Origin of the sequence: Granulicella aggregans (assembly GCF_025685565.1) — a bacterium.
GTDB classification, from domain to species: Bacteria; Acidobacteriota; Terriglobia; order Terriglobales; family Acidobacteriaceae; genus Edaphobacter; species Edaphobacter aggregans_B.
In genome coordinates, this window is sequence record NZ_JAGSYE010000004.1 from 162,653 (window position 1) to 181,466 (window position 18,814).

General features: G+C 54.7%; 12 protein-coding genes. 9 read left to right on the forward strand and 3 right to left on the reverse strand.

The features are described from left to right. Window positions 1–21: 21 nt before the first annotated feature. From OHL18_RS20220 to OHL18_RS20230, 3 genes are all read right to left on the reverse strand, one after another. Window positions 22–423: a DUF2000 family protein gene (locus tag OHL18_RS20220; protein ID WP_263376691.1), complete on the reverse strand. Its 402-nt coding sequence runs from the start codon at window positions 421–423 to the stop codon at window positions 22–24. A gap of 45 nt (window positions 424–468) precedes the next feature. Further along, window positions 469–1,746 (reverse strand): MFS transporter, encoded by a 1,278-nt coding sequence (locus OHL18_RS20225; RefSeq protein ID WP_263376692.1) that lies wholly within the window; start codon window positions 1,744–1,746, stop codon window positions 469–471. 146 nt (window positions 1,747–1,892) lie between these two features. Next, complete coding sequence (locus OHL18_RS20230; RefSeq protein ID WP_263376693.1) at window positions 1,893–2,447, reverse strand: hypothetical protein; 555 nt, start codon at window positions 2,445–2,447, stop codon at window positions 1,893–1,895. A 253-nt stretch (window positions 2,448–2,700) separates the two neighbouring features. On the opposite strand from OHL18_RS20230, the gene OHL18_RS20235 reads away from it, so the two are divergent. The 9 genes from OHL18_RS20235 (at window position 2,701) to OHL18_RS20270 (ending at window position 18,719) form a co-directional block, all read left to right on the forward strand. After that, window positions 2,701–3,201: a hypothetical protein gene (locus tag OHL18_RS20235; protein WP_263376694.1), complete on the forward strand. Its 501-nt coding sequence runs from the start codon at window positions 2,701–2,703 to the stop codon at window positions 3,199–3,201. A gap of 38 nt (window positions 3,202–3,239) precedes the next feature. Continuing rightward, the gene (locus tag OHL18_RS20240; RefSeq protein WP_263376695.1) at window positions 3,240–6,365 is read left to right on the forward strand and encodes an nSTAND1 domain-containing NTPase; all 3,126 of its coding nucleotides are present in this window, start codon (window positions 3,240–3,242) and stop codon (window positions 6,363–6,365) included. 136 nt (window positions 6,366–6,501) lie between these two features. After that, entirely contained in the window at window positions 6,502–6,747 is a 246-nt protein-coding gene (locus tag OHL18_RS23365) for a cupin domain-containing protein (RefSeq protein WP_396274991.1), read from the forward strand. A 417-nt stretch (window positions 6,748–7,164) separates the two neighbouring features. Beyond that, window positions 7,165–8,442, forward strand: coding sequence for a tyrosine-type recombinase/integrase (locus OHL18_RS20245; RefSeq protein WP_263376696.1), 1,278 nt, complete (start codon window positions 7,165–7,167; stop codon window positions 8,440–8,442). A gap of 182 nt (window positions 8,443–8,624) precedes the next feature. Next, window positions 8,625–8,882 (forward strand): helix-turn-helix domain-containing protein, encoded by a 258-nt coding sequence (locus OHL18_RS20250; RefSeq protein ID WP_263376697.1) that lies wholly within the window; start codon window positions 8,625–8,627, stop codon window positions 8,880–8,882. Then, the gene (locus OHL18_RS20255; protein WP_263376698.1) at window positions 8,875–10,110 is read left to right on the forward strand and encodes a type II toxin-antitoxin system HipA family toxin; all 1,236 of its coding nucleotides are present in this window, start codon (window positions 8,875–8,877) and stop codon (window positions 10,108–10,110) included. Before OHL18_RS20250 ends, OHL18_RS20255 begins: the two co-directional genes overlap by 8 nt. A 120-nt stretch (window positions 10,111–10,230) precedes the next feature. Beyond that, window positions 10,231–12,426, forward strand: a complete 2,196-nt coding sequence (locus OHL18_RS20260) for a Z1 domain-containing protein (RefSeq protein ID WP_263376699.1) — start codon at window positions 10,231–10,233, stop codon at window positions 12,424–12,426. A gap of 112 nt (window positions 12,427–12,538) precedes the next feature. Beyond that, window positions 12,539–15,580 (forward strand): site-specific DNA-methyltransferase, encoded by a 3,042-nt coding sequence (locus OHL18_RS20265; protein ID WP_263376700.1) that lies wholly within the window; start codon window positions 12,539–12,541, stop codon window positions 15,578–15,580. After that, complete coding sequence (locus OHL18_RS20270) at window positions 15,570–18,719, forward strand: DEAD/DEAH box helicase (RefSeq protein ID WP_263376701.1); 3,150 nt, start codon at window positions 15,570–15,572, stop codon at window positions 18,717–18,719. Before OHL18_RS20265 ends, OHL18_RS20270 begins: the two co-directional genes overlap by 11 nt. Window positions 18,720–18,814: the final 95 nt, after the last annotated feature.

Here is an 18,814-nt window from a genome sequence, read left to right on the forward strand (position 1 = left end):
GTCTACTCCTCGTGAAGGCGCTTACTCTGAAAACACACTACATTTGCGGGTCAATGCACGAACCTCCGCATCCACGCCAAACAAGCCGATAGCCAGCACAGTCATCTCCGAGGTTGATCTATCGGCAAGCAACGAAACGTACTCGTCAAAGCTATTGTTTAGACCTCTTCCCTCTGCCGTGAAAGCGATTGCTGCTACTGGCGTCTCTCTCGCGTCAGCGAGGATGCGATCCATGTGCGAAGAGTTCTTCGCGCTCAAAATCACAACGTTCCAAACTACAGCCGCGTGCGCAGTCCCAGTCTTGTCGGTGACCGGGTTGGTGAACGCCTCACAGCGAAGCCCCGCCGTCACGATCGCGGCTGCATTCGCAGCCTCTCCCCCACGCAGCCCCGGCCTGAGCACGACCGCCACTCTATTCGCCACTTCCGTCATCCTTACCTCCCTCGGAACTCCTGGTTGGACGTGCTCTTATAGAGACGCGGCGTCTCGAATAGCCACAGGCCTCGCCATCACAACCGCGATTACCGCCAGCAGCATGGTCACGCTACACGCAACGAATATGGGGGGATAGCCAAACCTGTCGATGATGGCGCCGATCGCCGGCTGGGACAATGCGCTGGCGAGCGTCCCTGACGCGCCAGATAGACCGAACAAGAATCCTACGCGCTCCATGGGAACGGCATCGATGATCGCGCCGTAGAGAAGGGTCAACCACGCCAGATGTCCGAAACAGGCCACGCTAAGCGCCAGAAGAGCTAAGGGCGAATTCAAAGTGAAAGCCGTCAAGCCGCCGGCCATCGCAAGGAGACCTGCTACAAGAAACAGAGGCCGTCGACCTTCATGTGCATCCGCGTGCTTTCTCATCATCAGACTCAATGCTTTAGCGGAAGCGATTGCACCTGCGAAGCCCGCCGTGTAGGGCACCCAAAGGTAATGGCCGATCTGAGATTGGTTGAAATGCTGTACGTCATGAAAGTATTTAGGCATCCAGAAGACGTAAAAATAATACGCGGCATCGGTAGCGGCCCGCACAAGAAGCAGGCTTATAAAGACCTTGCCTATCCGCCCTATTTTCGTTGGATCTGCACTTACTCCCGGGTTGGGGATCTCGATGTCGATCGGTTTACTCCGCAGCGGCGACCCGAGGGCAAATTGGCAAAAGCCCAGGAGCACCAAGCCGCATAAGCCCACTAAAACGAATGAGGCTCTCCACCCCACATGAGCTGCTATGGCAGACATCGTCGGGGCGGAAAGGATGGCACCCACTTGTCCGGCCGACAGTATCAGTGCGAGGGGATTAGCTCGCTTAGCAGATGAAAAGCGTTGGGAGAGCGCTTTCGCGGCGATCGCATAGAATGGACCTTCGCCCGCCCCCAGCAGGGCTCGCACAGCGCATAGAGAAACCGAGCCGGAGACGAAACCCTGTAAGATCTCAGCGGTTGACCAGATTCCCAGCGATAGATACAGCACGGGAAGTGGTCCAAGCTTATCCGCCAGTCGGCCACCGAATAGATAAAAGACGGTGTAGCTGGCGAAAAATGCGTTCCCCGCAAAACCAAATACCAGATTGGTTATATGCAGGTCAGGTCCGACGGTCGCGATGAGAGCGCTGAGCGATGTGCGATCCAGGTAGTTATAGGCCGAGATGACGACCAGGATCCAATAGAGTCCGGAGTCCGAACGAGCCACCCTCTGGAACGCGGGCCATGCGCGTTTGTCCCAGATGTCAGTCCGACTTTCTTCCATGCTTCTCCCGTTCAAGACCACGAGCCCGATTCCACCACTGCGAAGCGACAGCTTCCATCGATAAATCTACTGGACACAAGCCTAAGTTGTGCGCGTAGTGAAGACGTCTCTCTTAAGGGAGCCCAGCGGCTACGACCCAGGATTCGCTAGGATGATATTTCGCTGGAAAGTCTAGTGAAGCGGATCCATGGCATCTTGATGCCCAGGCGAAGCACCTTAAGGACCGGCATGCTGTAGTGATCTGCGCAAAGTGCGTTGGTGATGGCGATGGAATGGGAAGATTGATGCGCGGCCTTGCAGGCCTCGATATTGGAGGTAACGGGGACTGCGGTTTGGTAGGGAAGGCCGACTTCGGTGAGCAAAGGGGCGGTCGCAGGATGGTGGAATACCGTGACGGCTTCTCGGAGTCCCTGTTGTCCCACTACTACAAGGGGCGGAATGCGGGTACAAAATGTCTCGGCAACTTCAAGTTCTGGATCCATGATGAAGAGGTTGGTGTTCGGATAAGCTGCCGGGACGAGAAACGACTCGGTAACGCCCGATTTCGTTGCTTTGGCCGCAAGTTCAAAACGCTCGAATGGAATGATCTGGATCGAGCCGTAGTGCCGCCTTGCTGCGTCCATACTGCACGTCAGACCGGTAGAATCACCCAGGGTTCCAAGTGGCCCATTTGCTAAATCGACACGCGGCGGTTCCGGCATACATCACCTCTGGCTCGGGCCCATTTTGCGTCCTTGGAATAGTATCTTGCTGTCCAATCGTTCAAGTCAGGGCGTCTTCCCGGGACAAAGCGCAACAAGACTCCCTGAAGGGTGCGCGGATGGAATTTCGGGGATCCGCTACTCGCAGGCAGTGTACACTTCGGTGGACGTTTTGCAAATGGATATCTGGAGATTGGCTGGGGATTCGTCGCCACTTGCGCCGATCACGTTCGAACCAGCACAGGAGCGATTCATGCCGAACCGGGACCCCGCAAAGCTAACGAAAGTTTCCCTAAGTCTTCCCTTCGGCATGGGTAAAGCCGAATGGGAGTCCGACCCCGCGGAACGGAAGGCCGCCTGGGCGCTCTATGTGGAACTCATCACGAGAGTTGCCGTGCAGAAGCCGGAAGGGGAGTTTTGGCTCTACAGGGAGGCATTATCTTCTCTCTATTCATTGTTCGACTCGACCCGAGGCATCCTGAGAGAGGGCGGTCCTACTTTGGGTGGTACGAGAAACTCGGTTGGAGGGATCGCAATGGCCGTGCTGAACGTCGGACTCAGGCCATTTCTATCAAAGTGGCATCCTGTCCTCCTAGCGTGGGAATCGAAGCGGGGAGAGCAAATAGGCGTCTGGGAGCATGAATCGAACTGGCCAGAAGCCGAGAGATTTCGGTCGGAGATGGAGGCCCTCCGTTCCGAACTTCGCCTCTACGCTAAGGCTCTCGCGACGATGTGCGGCATTACCGTTTCTTGATCCTGGTGATTGGTTTGGCGGAGTGGAGGTTCTAGGCTATGGCCGGTGCAAGTACATCTCCTGCGAATGCGGTCACCTCTCCCCTCTCTATCGGTCAGTCGCCTTTTTCGGATGTTTTCTTATCGCACAATACGGCAGATAAGCCCATCGTCGAGGAGCTGGCTAGGCAACTGCTAAATAGCGGGATTACGCCGTGGCTTGATATGTGGAACCTCATTCCCGGGGAGCCTTTTCAGGAAGCTATCGAAGAGGCGCTCGATCGCTGCACAAGCTGCGCTGTCTTCGTCGGTCCCAGTGGCGCGGGGCCCTGGCAGAACGAAGAGATGCGTGCAGCCATTGATAGGCGAGTTCGCGATAGCACAGGAAAATTTCGCGTGATCCCCGTCTATCTGCCAGGGGCGCCCCGGAGGTCGGACAGGCAGTTGCCGGTTTTTTTGCGCAGGCAGACCTGGGTGGACTTTCAAGCGGGCACCGCCGATGACGAGGCCCTTCGAAGATTGGTATGCGGGATCCAGGGAAAGGCACCCGGCCCTGCGCGATCTGCCCCTCAACATGGGGAGTGCCCCTACCGCGGCCTTCAGTCTTTTGATGTCGGTGACTCCAGGCTCTTCTTTGGACGTGAAGCGTTAACCACCCGGCTTGTGACCAGACTCTGCCCAAACCAGGGTTCGATGCAGAGGCTCCGGTTCCTGGGAGTTCTCGGCCCTTCCGGCAGCGGTAAATCCTCATTGGCACGCGCGGGACTTATCGCTTCGATTCAGAATGGCGCCATCGAAGGGAGCGGCCAATGGCCGACTGTTGTGTTCCGGCCCGGTGCCGACCCGATTGAGAGTCTCGCAATTGCCCTATCATCCATCTACAAACCTCTTTCCGATCTCTCCGCGCTTATGGACTTTACGCGCAGCTGTCTTCAGGACGAGCGAGCCCTCCATCTGATATCGCGTCTAGTCCTTCGAGACCGAAACCCGGACTGCCATATCCTTCTCGTCGTCGATCAATTTGAGGAGTTCTTCGCGCTCTGCAGTGATAGTGCTGTCATGAAGGCATTCATTGATAACCTCATCTATGCGTCGGGAGTCATCGGGGGCCGCATCATTACCTGCGTGGTGATGCGCGCAGATTTCTACGGTAAGTGTGCGGCACATTCTGCCCTGGCAACTGCCTTATCAAACAGCCAGGTGCTTGTGGATGCGATGTCTGCTGCCGAGATGCGGAGCGCCATCGAAGAGCCGGCGCTCCTGACCGGATGCAGGTTTGAACCTGGGCTGGTCGATGTTCTTCTTGAAGACTCTATCAAGGAGACGACGACCTTACCTCTTTTGCAGCACGTGCTACTTGAACTTTGGGAGCACCGCAGGGGAAACACCCTGACCCACGATGCCTACAAACAAATCGGTGGACTTGAAGGGGCGCTCGAGCGAAGAGCAGAAGAGATATTCAGCCGCCTCGCACCGAGTGAGCAGTCCGCTGCAAAGCGCCTGCTGCTCCGTATGATCGAACCTGGCCACGGAACTGAAGCGACGAAGCGAAGAGCGCCGCTAACGGAACTCAACACGATTTCGAATGGGTCGTCGGAGACCGCCACCATTCTTTCTCTGTTCACAGCGCCAGACGTTCGGCTCGTGACAACCCAGGCGAAGGATCTGATTGGGGGAGAGGCCACCGTAGAGCTATCGCACGAGGCACTGATTAAGCGATGGAAACGCTTGCGGGACTGGATAGAAGAGGACCGGCAAAATCTTGTCGTGCAGCGGCGTCTCACCGAGGCGACTCAAGAGTGGATCGCCTCTGGGAAGAACGATGCTTATTTATACCGGGGTCCATTGCTCGCTCGAGCGAATGAATGGGCTGAACTATACCCTGGCGAGGTGAATGCCGAAGAGCAGGACTTCCTCTTGCAGAGCCTCGACGCCTCTGCGGAACAATCCAGGATGAGCGACGCTGCCGCGCTGGATCAAATGGAGGCAGTGGCTGGCAGGATATGGCTGGATATTCCTCAGATGCAGCAGTTTATAGCTCGCGGTCAGCTCCTAAGCACCCGTATTGAAATGCATGGCCGTCAACTTGAGAGATATCGGCGGGAGGGTCAATTGAATGCGGAGGGTTCCTGGCGGCATGAGAGCGAGGAGATTCAGTTTGAACACGATACTTTAGAACTGCACGTAGCTCGATTAAAACGGTTCCGGAGTGGCTTGTTGGCTGCAGCCGAGCATGTGGTCGCCCAGGTGGAAGCGCAACAAAATCCATTGTCCGAGGAGCATCGGGCGCGTTGGGCGGAAGCGATCGAGTCGATTGAGAAGAGCCCGAAATATAACGGATTGAAGATCTCAAGCCAGGAAGGTCTCTTACCTATTGGCGAGGATGCCAGGTCAGGCTTGTGGGAGTTCGCGGTCCTCGTCACCGGTAGCGTTCCCGGCAGAGATCCAGACGGTGGTCTGGCTCTGGAGGATATGTCGGCGTTGATTCTGGTGCTCGTGCCCGGTGGAACATTCCGGATGGGGGCCATTAGGCCTAGCGATTCTCATCCTCTTGGGTCGCCAAACGTAGATCCCTATGCACTTGACCGTGAAGGTCCCGTACACACGGTGACTCTAAAGCCTTTCTTCATTTCGAAATTTCAGATGACTCAAGGACAGTGGCTCCATGCATCAGGAACAAATCCGAGCATGTTTCGTCCCGACAATCAACCAGGTCTGACGTTGGTGCATCCGGTCGAATGCGTCAGCTGGAACGACTGCTCCATAGTGTTGACCCGCGTGGGGCTTTCGCTGCCGACAGAGGAACAATGGGAGTACGCGGCTCGAGCAGGAACGACCACGATTTGGTTTACGGGGGATGATCCGGAAAGACTCAAGGGTAATGCCAATCTGAACATGGCAGGTCATACGCCTGTGGGGTCATTTAATCTACCGAATCGCTTTGGGCTCTTCGATGTAGTGGGGAATGTGTGGGAGTGGTGCCTGGATAGCTTTCGGAATTACAACGTAGGCGATGACGAACCCAGCGTCAAGGTGGGTTCAGAGGACGATTTCATGCCTGGGTCGAGGGGAGGGAGCTTCTTCAACGACGCTATCTTCGCCCGGTCCAGCATCAGATATTTTCGGACGGTCCCGGGAGCCAAGTTCAACAATCGCGGTCTCCGTCCAATGAGAGATCTGAGATAAATGATGAGGGTATTTCGATGGGGCGAGCACAGAAATGTCAAAAGATAGAGTGATATTGGAAAGCGCCGATTCAATCAAAGTTGAAATGTACCCAGGTTTTGCGCGGCAAGTCCTGGTACACAACCAAGAACTGATGATGGTCTTGTTTACCTGGGGGAAGGGTGCGGTACTCCCTGAGCATTCACATCCGCATGTACAAGCGGGATTTGTTGTCTCGGGAGCCGTAGAACTGACGGTTGAAGGCACCGAATACACTACCCGAAGCGGATGCAGTTATTTGATCCATGCGAACGAACGACACTCAGCCCGAGCGTTGGAGGATTCAGTCGTCCTGGATGCTTTCACTCCATCTCGTCAGGACTACATTCTTCGGGGCGTGTGAAGGCCTACTAATGCCGAGGCTGGGATCCTCTCCAAGCTCTTGCCGGCGAGCGTCCAAATGACCGCGAGAGCAACACCTCTTGATCAGGAACGGCTTTCTCAGGGCGAGGATCTTGTGTGAGCGTCCCGGCTTGAGTGACGTTCGAGCCAGTGAGATGGCCTACGCGCGGCGATTGGCGCGAACCGCCTGCGCGACTGATCCGCCGAGGTTCTGTTCTGGAAGAACTTGATACTATATCTAGAGAGCCGGGATGGCGGAACAGGCAGACGCAGCGGACTCAAAATCGTCCAAGACAGCGTCTGAGACCTACTCAAATTATTCAAAATAAACGTCTTATAGTGATTAGCGAAGCGCCATTTCCGTTACACAACTCTTCCACACTTTTGTAGTATTTTGGAAGTCGGGAGGTGCTACTGCATGTCCGAACATCACACCATCCTCGGTGGTAAGGTTCACGTCTACAAACGTCCGAACAGTTCTAGCTGGCAGTGCGCGACCTATTTGGCAGGCAAGAACCGGCGCACAACGACCAAAGAAGACAGCCTCTCGAAAGCGAAGGAATTCGCGGAAGACTGGTACTTGCAGTTGCGGGGCAAGCTGCGCGACGGCGAGCTAAAGAGCGGCAAGCCATTCCGGGACGCGGCCAAGTTGTATCTGCGCGAGTTCGACATCATGACGCAGGGACAACGGAACGCAACCTACGCGCGCGGCCAGCACGCGCGTACGAATGGCCATCTCGTTCCTTTCTTTGGCAGCATGGTTCTCCCTGAGATCACTGCGGGCACGATTAACGAGTACCGCATCCATCGCCTTGAGGAGTCGAAGGCGCTACGCGGCAAGCCGCCCGCGCATAACACCATGCACCAAGAGATCGTGACGTTGCGCCAGATATTCAAGACGGCGTTGCGTCACGGATGGATTGAACATCTCCCTGATATGTCCGCGCCCTATCGGGCGTCGGCCAAGATTTCTCACAGAGCATGGTTTTCGCCGGAAGAATACAAGCAGCTTTACGAAGCGACTCGCAAGCGGGCGCAGCACCCGAAGCAGCCGCGCTTTCGCTGGGAAGCGGAACAGCTTCACGACTATGTTCTGTTCTCCGCGAATACAGGGCTTCGCCCCGATGAAGCGATGCGTCTCCAGTTCCGCGATGTGAAGATCGTTGAAGACGAAGGCAGCGGCCAAACAATCCTAGAGATCGAAGTCCGAGGTAAGAGAGGCATTGGCTTCTGCAAGAGCACGGTCGGAGCTGTGCGACCGTTCCAGCGTCTGAAGGCTCGTCTGCGTCCTGATGGCGGTCCGGGGCGTGCGGGCAGTCGCAAGGATTCGTTAGAGAGCGGAGAGTGGCAGCAGCCGGGAACAACCGAGTTGCTGTTTCCAAAGTGGTCGCGCGATCTGTTCAACGCGATTCTTGAGGAAGAGAAGCTTCGGGTTGACCGCGATGGCAGACCGCGCACTGCCTATAGCCTTCGTCACACGTACATCTGTTTGCGGCTTCTCGAAGGGGCTGACATCTACCAGATCGCAAAGAATTGCCGGACCAGTGTGGAGATGATCGAGAAATACTACGCTGCCCACCTGAAGACTCAGCTCGATGCTTCTGCGATCAATGTGATGAAACCTCGTCCCAAGAAGGACTTAGCCAAGAAGGAGCCTCGTAGAGTTGAGTCTCATTCGCTGGCGGAGGCGATGTAAGCTGCTCTGCCCGGATGGAAGCATCCGGGTTTCTTTGGCACCGGATCAGGGCCGCTCCGGCCCGCTTTGATCCGGTGCTGCCTCTGCACACGAGCGTGTGCTTGAAGTCAAAGCCGCCACAGCCTTATATACTAGGCAACATGCTTGCTTTTCACTGCCATTGCCTTGTATATTAGGCAATCATGCTGCCTATATCCGCCATCGCAGAGCAGATAGCCCACAAGCGTAAAGCGTTGGGACTAAGCCAGGCCGCGCTTGCGAAGAAAGCACACATTGGTCGTTCCACATTGGATGCTCTCGAAAATGGCCGCATGGGAGAGTTGGGATACACCAAGATCAGCAACATTCTTTCCGCGCTGGGCCTTGAGATGAGGATTCAGCAGGCCAGCTCCAGCAGGCCGACCCTAGAAGAGCTGATGAGTGAGCAAAGCCATGATTAAGGTCTGGACCGATTCGCAGGAAGCTGGAATGCTTGATCGATCAGGAGACCGGGGCAGCAGCTTCGCCTACGCTCCAGATGCTCTTGCCTCGCGCGCTGTCTCGGCGACGATGCCGGTTCGCCTTTCATCCTGGGACATTCGTTTCGGATTGCTGCCAATCTTCGAAATGAATCTTCCCGAAGGCGTGCTTCGTGAGCGTTTGCGCTTATCGTTTGCTAAAGCTACAGGAAGCTTCGACGAGTTTGATCTCTTAGGTGTTGTGGGGCGTTCGCAAGTGGGACGCATTCGATACACCGGTCAGCGTGAGCAGCTTCAGGAAGACGTTCCCTTCCAATCGGTAGACGAAATTCTGGAGCATCGACGCGGTGGCGATCTCTTTCGTTATCTCATTGAGAAGTTCGCGGCCTTCTCCGGTATTAGTGGAGTCCAGCCTAAGGTCCTCGTGAGAGACGAAGCCGCATTCTCTGCGCTCGACGGTTCCGGCCAACGCTTTTCTGAAAGCTACCGAGGTGCAACGCACATTGTGAAGTTCTGGGAGCCGAACGAGTATCCACAGCTCGCGGCGAATGAATACTTCTGCCTCGAAGTTGCCAAAGCGTGCGGGCTCGAGGTGCCTTCCTATCGGCTTTCGGAAGACGCGAATGCCCTGGTGATCGATCGCTTCGATTTACGTCAAGATGGCGCGTATAGAGGTTTCGAGGATTTTTGCGTGCTGAACGCCAGACGCACCGATGAGAAGTATCGCGGCAGCTACGAAACGTCGATCATGAAGCGTTTTACGCAGTTTGCGAATTCATCGCATCTCGTCGAGGATACGGAGCGTCTCTTCACTCTTATCGCTCTCAACTGCGCCTTGCGGAATGGAGATGCGCACCTGAAAAACTTCGGCATTGTCTATGACGATGTTCAAGGCGAGGCACGACTCGCTCCTGTCTATGATCTGGTGACAACGGCAGTCTATCTGCCGAAAGACAGCATGGCGCTCACCTTGAACGGATCGACCCGCTGGCCAAGCGTCAAAGACCTTCAGCGTCTTGGTGAAACTCGCATGGGTGGCTCACCCGCCAGGATCACCGCGATCCTCGAACGCATCAATGATGCGATGTCCGAAGTTGTGTCGACAATGAAGCGATACATTAGGGCCAATCCCAAATTCGAGCAGATAGGCTCTCAGATGCTGTTGCAGTGGCAGGTCGGAGTTAAGTTCTCGCTGAGATCGAGTGATTAGGATGTTTAGCTAAGAATGTCATCGAGGCAGATACGCGTAGGACGAGGCAAAGATATACTCGACTCTTCCCAATCGTATAGTTGCTCATAAACCATTACTTGACGCGGAGTACGTGAAAGCATGACGAGCGGTCTCAATCTGACAGGTTCCTTCTTCCCGAGCTATAAGACTGCCAACCCAGGCTTCAGCTCCGACACGTTTCATTGCGCCGAAGAGACAGTAGCGGAGCTCTTGCAAAAAGCAACCAGCTCTGATCATCCCGGAATGCTGCTAGGTAAGGTTCAGAGTGGCAAGACTCGAACGTTCATTAGCATCTTGGCGTTCGCGTTCGATAACGGCTTCGATATCGCAATCGTTCTCAGCAAAAACTCCAAGGCTTTGATCGAGCAAACTGCAAAACGTTTGAATAGCGAATTCAAAATGTTCGTGGATGATGGCGAATTGGACATCTACGACATCATGCACGCGCCAGATTCCTTCGGCGTCTTCGAGCTAGATTCCAAGCTCATCTTCGTTGCCAAGAAACAAGACGACAACTTGCGTCGACTCATTGATCTTTTCAAAAAGAACAAGCTGATGGCCGAGAAGCGCACGCTCATCATTGATGATGAGGCCGATAATGCATCTATCGGTTACACAAAGAAGGCAGGACTCATCGAGGCGAACAAGATTGCCAGCAAGATCAATGATCTTCGTTCCGTCATTCAAAGCTCTTCATTCCTGCAAGTCACGGCGACACCCTATTCGCTTTACTTGCAGCCGAATGAGATTGAGGTAGCCAACGTCCTCACGTTCAAACCGACCCGTCCGGCTTTCACGAAGTTGGTTCCGGTACCGGCCGAGTATGTCGGCGGTGAAACCTACTTTGGCGAGTCGGCCAAGAGCGAAGCTGACACCCTCGAAAGCCTCATCCACCACACCGTCGATCACCGAGAGTTTGAACGACTGAAGAAGCCAGACGCCCGATCTCTGAAGATCGATCAGGTTCTCACGTCGCCCGCCATCAACGGTTTTCGGACAGCGATCATCAACTTCATCGTCGGGGGATGCATACAACGGATCAACCGAACGAACGCTGGCGAAAAGAGCAAGAAGCTTCGGTTTTCATTCCTTCTACATTCCGAGGCCGGAAAGGAAGCTCATTCCTGGCAAGAGAAGCTCACGAAGGCGATCATCAAGAAGTTGCAGGAAGCTGCCGAGTCCAAGCACGATGAGTTCATCAGCCTGGTTACAGAGGCACATGGTGACTTCGCAAGATCGTTAGCGCTCGCACTGGAGCCGATTCCCGAAGTGGACGCAGTGATTGCCGCAGTCTCGGAGGCTCTTGAGGACGAGCACATAACCGTAGCGAAAGTGAACTCTGATGATGACGTGGCCGCGCTGCTCGACAGCTCAGGTCAGCTCAAGCTGAGAAGTCCACTGAACATCTTTATCGGTGGTCAGGTGCTTGATCGTGGAGTTACTCTTGCGGGTCTGATTGGGTTCTACTATGGCCGCCGTCCAAACAAATATCAGCAAGACACGGTCTTGCAGCACTCGCGTATGTATGGCTACCGTCGTATGGACTTGGCAGTCACGCGCTTTTACACCTCAAACGTGATCCGGTATGCCATGAGCCAGATGGAGGAATTTGACTCTTCCTTACGGGCTGCTATTGAGTCAGGCGGGGATCACGCCGTTCAGTTCATCCGAAAGGCTGCCGACGGAACTGTGGTGCCTTGCAGCCCGAATAAGATTCTGGTGGCCACGACACAGACACTTCGCCCTTATAAACGCATCCTGCCTATCGGATTTCAGACGGGATACCGGACCGGAGCGAATGGCATTGGTCAAGCGATCAAAGTTCTGGACGAGCAGATCACCGCCCTTTGTGGGTTCAATGCGGCGGCTCCCAAACTCATTCCTGTTAGCGATGCGATTGATCTGATTCGAGCCATTGCGCCGACCATGGAGTTCCCGGAGGACGATGCGCCTGACTTTGACTGGGACGGGGCTGTTGCAGCTCTCGCTCATCTTTGCCAACAGCACCCGGTTCCCGCCGAACGGGGTCATGTCTTGATCTGGGCCGCCGATGGCCGCGATTCAGCGCGGCTCGCGAGCGCCGGTTCTCACGCCACCTATATTGAGACGCCAGACTCGGAACGAACCGAAGGCAAGCTGGCGAAACAGTATGCGATCAATCATCCGATCCTGTTTTTGCTTCGCCAGGAGGGCTCGGAGGCGAAAGGTTGGCGTGGAACGCCGTTCTATTGGCCGGTCATTCGTGCTCAGGCGAATACGCCTACGGCCATTTATACGGCAGAGATTATCGATTGAGCGCGGCCAGAGCAAAAGCGCAAATCGCTTGCTCCATCCGTGCTCGGATGCACAGCAACAAAATACCCTAAAATGCCCCATACCCCAAATGAGATTCAAGATGGGACTTTAGATGGCTGGAAAGAAGAAACAGGCTAATAATCACGTCAGCGGGGCTCAGGGCGGCCTCGGCAATGTAACCGATTATCGGCACGACGAAGCGACCCGAAAGAATAATCCGCCCGCAAAGATCGCTGCGGAGGGCACGGTGCCGCTTATGCCGAAGATTCGGTACGAGTACAGCCCGCGCCTCGCCCCGGCGCTGCGGTTCGATTCCGCAGGCGCAGCGGATCAGCTCCCGGAGTTGCTACAAAAGGCTCAAAGACAGCCGCTGACTGCCGCCGAGGCGGAACAACTAGGCGCGGCGCTTCGCAATCAAGAACCGTGGCTGGAGTGGGCGAATAAGCGCGAAAAGCGTTGGTTTGATGTGGACCCGGTTGCGCTACACATACACGAGCGCGTTAGTCCCCAGGCAATACTTCGTGTCGCCGCACGCCAGGACATTGAGCCGTCGCTCTTTGGCGACCCTCAGCAGTCTTACCAAGAGGCCGTTCAGTTCTACCGGCATGAGATCCCGTGGACGAACCGGTTGATTCTTGGCGATAGCCTCCAAGTGATGACTTCACTCTCGCGTCGTGAAGATCTGGCTGCGAAGGTTCAAATGATTTACATGGACCCGCCGTACGGAATTCGCTTTGGAAGCAATTTTCAAGTCTCTATAGATAACAGGGACATGACGGACCGCGAGAGCGACCTGACCCGTGAACCGGAAATGATAAAGGCCTTCCGAGACACATGGTCGCTTGGTCTGCACTCCTACCTGTCATATCTTCGCGACCGCCTCCAAGTCGCGAAGGAGCTGCTCTGTGATTCGGGGAGCATTTTTTTACAGATTGGGGATGAAAATTTGCCCGCCGTTTCTCTGGTTATGGATGAAGTATTCGGCGGCTCGAATCGAGTCCAAGTGATCACCGTAAAGAAGAAGTCGAGCACTCAAAAGGGGCAGTCAGTTGTTGACTACTTGCTGTGGTACGCACGAGACAAGAGCAAGGTAAAAATGCCGAATCTGTACACTGATCCGGGATTGCCAGAAGACGCAGAGAAATACAGACGAGTGGAGTTGCCCTCTGGAGAGAGACGCAGCGGGTCGCTTCTGTCTGCGAAAGAATTGGAGCAGTTCGCGCCTTTTTTCGTGCGCGATGATTACCCCGTAGTGAGTCAGCATTTCAGCCCGACCCGTACCAAGAAGATCAGCGTCGAGGGTAAGACTGTTTTCTGTGGCTCCGATAAGCAGTGGCGATATGACATTGAAACTGGTATGCGTCGACTTGAGCTTGCAGGGCGCTTACGTGCAGGCGACAAATCCGCCTTCGGTGTGGTCTTTTGGGGTGACAGTCGGTTGGCAGCGATCCATAACGTGTGGACGGACATGCACGGTGAATCAGACCCGGTATATGTCGTCCAGACAAACCGAAAGATTGTAGAACGGTGCATCCTGATGAGTACCGAACCAGGTGATCTTGTCCTCGATCCAACTTGCGGAAGCGGGACCACTGCGTTTGTTGCGGAGGAATGGGCACGTCGATGGATTACGACAGATACGAGTCGAGTCGCCATTGCGATCGCCCGTCAACGTCTGATGACCGCAAAATACTCGTTCTTCCGGTTTAAGAATCCTAGTCTTGGGCCGAAGGGCGGGTTTATCTGCAAGTCTGTTGGACACATCACTCTCAAGTCTATTGCCCACAACGAGAACTTAGATCCTATCTTCGCTCGACACCAGCCCGTCCTAGATGAAGCTCTCCAACTCTGTAACCAAGCGCTCAAGAAAGTCCCGAGTCTCACAGCGGGAAAGCTGTACTCCAAATACATCATCAAGCAGAAAACTGAAGGTCGCAGTGCAATGACAGAGGGGGATCGCCGTCGCTGGCTGCTTCCCGAAGCTGGTGAACCTTGGGAACATTGGCAGGTACCGTTTGATACAGACTCTGACTGGCCCCCAGAGCTCGCCGATACCGTGAAACGCTATAGAGATGTTTGGCGATCCAAGATGGATGAGGTGAACGCATGCATTGCGGCGAATGCAGAGCAAGAAGAGCTAATTGACCAGCCGAAGATAGAAAGCGGAGTTGTACGCGTGAGCGGCCCCTTTACTGTCGAAGCTGTGCAGCCCCCAGAAATGTCGCTTGGCGATGCGGAGGTATTAACGGTTGGCGAGTTCGCAGGCGCTCCCAATGAATTGGAGACGTTCGAAATACGCATGGTCGAGAGCCGCGTAGATCAGGAGGCACAGAATCTGGATGCGTACCTGGACCAAATGATCCGCTATCTCAAGTTGGATGGCGTTATGTTCCCCAACAACAGAACTATGAAGTTTCATCGACTCGAACAAGTGATGGATGGAACCGTCATCCACGCCGAGGGGCGTTGGCAAAACGGCGGTCCGGACGCAGACCCTGAGGGCAAATCCAACATCGGTGTCGTTTTCGGGCCGCAGTACGGACCCATCACTGCAATGCAGGTCGAGGAAGCTATTCGACAATCGAGCCGTCGGGGCTATGACCATCTCGTGCTTGCGGGATTCAGCTTTGATGGTACGGCGCAGGCTGTTATTGCAGAAGGTTCGCATCCAAAATTGAAAGTTCACTCAGCGCACATTCGACCGGACGTAAATCCTGCCATGGCTGGACTACTGAAAGAGCAGCCCGGAAGCCAGCTCTTTAGTGTATTCGGACAGCCAAGAACTCGGCTCGACGGACCGGACGCTCAAGGTGAGTACACCGTCACGATGGAAGGCGTCGATATCTACAATCCCGTGAATAACACGGTGACGCCAACCAAGTCGGATAAGGTTGCAGCATGGTTCGTGGACGGCGACTACGACGGGCGCACCTTCTGCATTACCCAGGCATTCTTTCCTGATAAGAGTGCATGGGAGAAGTTGAGTAAGGCGTTAAACGGTGTTGTAGATGCCGAGCGTTTTGATGCACTTAGTGGAACGAAGTCGCTACCGTTTCCAGCCGGAAAACATAGCTGCGTTGGAATCAAAGTTATTGATCCGCGCGGTAATGAGGTGATGCGGATTCACAAGCTGGAGGCCGGTCGTGGCCGATAAGTCCGGACAAGTTCCGATCCAGCCGGTAAAACGCCCCATCCTGTGCAGTCCTTATGAGGTGCCGGACGCGCATTGGCTGTATGACACCAAGACCGGCGAGCCAAGGGAGCAACCTGGCCGACGCGATGCGGGCTACTGGTACAAGACCGACAAGGTGGGCAGCGCTCAGGGGAAGATGTTCGTCGAAGAAGAGCGAGACGACATCGAGCTGGTGAATGCTCTGCGGAAAGACGTTGATCGTTGGCGTGAGTCCAAATACAGAGGTGCGTCCAACGTCACAAAGGATCTCCTGAGCCATTGGACGAGCAAAGACCGTGGTCGCCGCTTGTTTTTCTGTCAGTTGGAAGCAGTCGAGACGCTCATTTATTTGGCTGAGATTCGGATTCCGGGTCGGAGCAGCCGGACGCAATTCAAAGACTTTGCCGTTACAGACGGGGACATTCAGCAACTGCTAAAGGGAGACCGGCCAAGCTTTTATCAGACTCCCACGGACTACTTCCCGACATTGGTGGATCGTTCGACTGACCCCGATATACTGCCGTTGCAACGACTGGGCTGCAAGATGGCAACGGGCTCAGGCAAAACGGTTGTGATGTCGATGCTGATCTCGTGGGCCTTCTGCAATCGAGGCGTCAATCCAAACAGCATTGAATATCCCAATGCTGTTCTCGTTGTATGTCCGAACCTGACGGTGAAGGAACGCTTGGAGGTGCTGCGTCCCGAGAATGCTAACAACTACTATGTTGAGTTCGACATTGTTCCGACAAAGTACCGCCCTTTGATGCAACGAGGGAAGGTGCTCGTGACGAACTGGCATTCATTCAGCCCACAATCAGAGCACGAAGAAGGCGGCAAGACATACGCCGTCGTCAATAAGGGTCCAGACACTCCTGAGACATTCGCTCGGCACCTACTCGGTGACGACCTCTATGACCGAATGCCGATCATGGTTCTGAACGACGAAGGTCATCATTGCTGGCGTCCCTTGGCCGATGGCAATAGAGATGCCCCTAATCCCGGCGAGGCCAAAGAGCTTGAGGAAGAGGAGGAAGAGGCCACAGTCTGGGTCGGTGGGTTGGACAAACTCAATAACTCCAATCCTCAGGGTCCGAACGTCAAGGGTATCGCGCTGTGTGTGGATCTGTCGGCGACCCCCTTCTATATCAAAGGAAGCGGCCATCCGGAGGGTCGTCCGTTTCCGTGGCTGGTTAGTGATTTTGGTCTTGTCGATGCAATCGAGAGCGGCATCGTGAAGATTCCGCGTATGCCGGTCATGGATGTGACAGGCCTCCCCGACCCTAAATACTTCAAGCTCTGGGAAACGATTCGAGAAAACCTTCAACCGGCAGACTTTCAGCCCGGGAAAGCTCGAAAGCCTAAACCACAGGTCGTGTATCGCGATGCTGAGGGCGCACTGCAACAACTCGCAGGTCAGTGGAAGGAACGGTTCGAGTATGTCGAGCAAGCCACGCCAGGACAGGAACACGTTCCCCCTGTGATGATTGTTGTCTGCGATAACACGGACCTTGCAGAAGTTGTGTACCAGAAGATCAGCGGAGAGACCCAGGTTGAAGTCGTAACGCAAGCCGACGTTGAGGCAGATGAGGACGAAGAGGACAGGCCTACTAAGGCTAAGTCAAAGATCAAATGGGCGACCAGCTATGGTCAAAGTGAAGTCCTGCCGCAATTCCAAAACACCGCTGAGAGAAAATACACCATCCGAATCGATTCGAAGCTGTTAGCCGAAGCCGAGAGCGGCGATCCTAAAAAGGGAAAGAAGGACTTCGCCGAAGATCTTCGGCAGGTTGTCGCAACGGTGGGAAAAGTTGGGCAACCAGGAGAACATGTCCGCTGCGTGGTGTCAGTGGGGATGTTGACGGAGGGCTGGGATGCGAACAACGTGACCCATATCCTCGGTATCCGTGCATTCGGGAGTCAGCTACTTTGCGAGCAGGTGGTTGGACGAGGTCTTCGCAGGATGAACTACACTCCGACCATTGCCGAGAACGGCAAGGAGCTTTTGACTGAAGAGTACGTTGATGTTTACGGTATCCCGTTCTCTGTCATCCCATTCAAAGGCAGGCCTCTAACTGCGAGCGCTGCCGAGGATAAACCGAAGCAACTTGTCATGGCGTTGCCGGAGCGGAAAGCTATGGAGATTCAATTTCCAGTTGTCGACGGCTACGCATTTGCCCTTCGGAAAAACCTTATCAAGTGCGACGTTGCCTCCATGGAGACGCTTGTTGTGGAGCCTCACAAGGAACCTACAGCGACGTTTCTCACGGCGACCGTTGGCTACAAAGAAGGCCACGCGGCCTCGGGTTCACTCGTGCTCCCCTTAATCCAACAGGACCGGCACACCTATTACGAACAGAATCACATAGAAACAATCAAGTTCAACTTGGCCCGGATCATAGTTGAGCTGTTGTCCGACGCGTCACACCAGGGTAGCGACAGGAAGGCGCGAGTGTTCCGCCTACAATCCAAGCATCAACTGTTCCCACAAGTGTTTGCGGTTGTGGACGAGTACGTTCGGACCAAGGTCAACTTTCAAGACGAACATCACTCTGAACTTGGCCTGGGTATCTATGTCCAGCGCATCATCGAACGATTGCTATCTCGGATTGAGCCGGATGACAACAGCGGAGAAATGCCGCTCATGCCAATCCTTGACCGCTACAAGTCCATAGGGTCTACCGCCGACGTTAAGTTCCCAACAACCAAGCCGTGCTTCGCCACAGCGATGAGCCACATCAATCAGGTTGTTGCGGACACACTACAGTGGGAGCAGAGCGCGGCATTCAGACTGGAAATGGCGGCTAAGCATGGCATCGTCCAGTACTACGCAAAAAACGACCACCTCGACCTGATGATTCCATATGAATATCTTGGAGTTGAGCACAACTATCTCCCAGACTATCTTGTGAGACTTGTGAATGGTGTCACCCTACTGCTGGAGATCAAGGGGTATGAAGACAACCAAGCAAAGGCAAAACATGATTCCGCGAGAAGGTGGGTTTCCGCAGTCAACAATTGGGGGAAGCTAGGAACATGGGATCTGCACGTCTGCCGTAATCCTCAGGTTCTAGAACGAGAGCTTAGGCACCTAATTACGAGTAGAAATAGCGCAACGATGTAATTGCGATTGACGGACAGACAGAAGGCATTTGATGGATGGATTGGCGATATTACTTGAATCCCGAAGTACCGAAGGAGAAGTGCGTTTTGTGAGAC

Bases quoted from the DNA above. Each gene is read 5' to 3' on its own strand.
- OHL18_RS20225 (WP_263376692.1), bottom strand. From the start codon at position 1,746: ATGGAAGAAAGTCGGACTGACATCTGGGACAAACGCGCATGGCCCGCG.
- OHL18_RS20230 (WP_263376693.1), bottom strand. From the start codon at position 2,447: ATGCCGGAACCGCCGCGTGTCGATTTAGCAAATGGGCCACTTGGAACC.
- OHL18_RS20235 (WP_263376694.1), top strand. From the start codon at position 2,701: ATGCCGAACCGGGACCCCGCAAAGCTAACGAAAGTTTCCCTAAGTCTT.
- OHL18_RS20240 (WP_263376695.1), top strand. From the start codon at position 3,240: ATGGCCGGTGCAAGTACATCTCCTGCGAATGCGGTCACCTCTCCCCTC.
- OHL18_RS23365 (WP_396274991.1), top strand. From the start codon at position 6,502: ATGGTCTTGTTTACCTGGGGGAAGGGTGCGGTACTCCCTGAGCATTCA.
- OHL18_RS20245 (WP_263376696.1), top strand. From the start codon at position 7,165: ATGTCCGAACATCACACCATCCTCGGTGGTAAGGTTCACGTCTACAAA.
- OHL18_RS20250 (WP_263376697.1), top strand. From the start codon at position 8,625: ATGCTGCCTATATCCGCCATCGCAGAGCAGATAGCCCACAAGCGTAAA.
- OHL18_RS20255 (WP_263376698.1), top strand. From the start codon at position 8,875: ATGATTAAGGTCTGGACCGATTCGCAGGAAGCTGGAATGCTTGATCGA.
- OHL18_RS20260 (WP_263376699.1), top strand. From the start codon at position 10,231: ATGACGAGCGGTCTCAATCTGACAGGTTCCTTCTTCCCGAGCTATAAG.
- OHL18_RS20265 (WP_263376700.1), top strand. From the start codon at position 12,539: ATGGCTGGAAAGAAGAAACAGGCTAATAATCACGTCAGCGGGGCTCAG.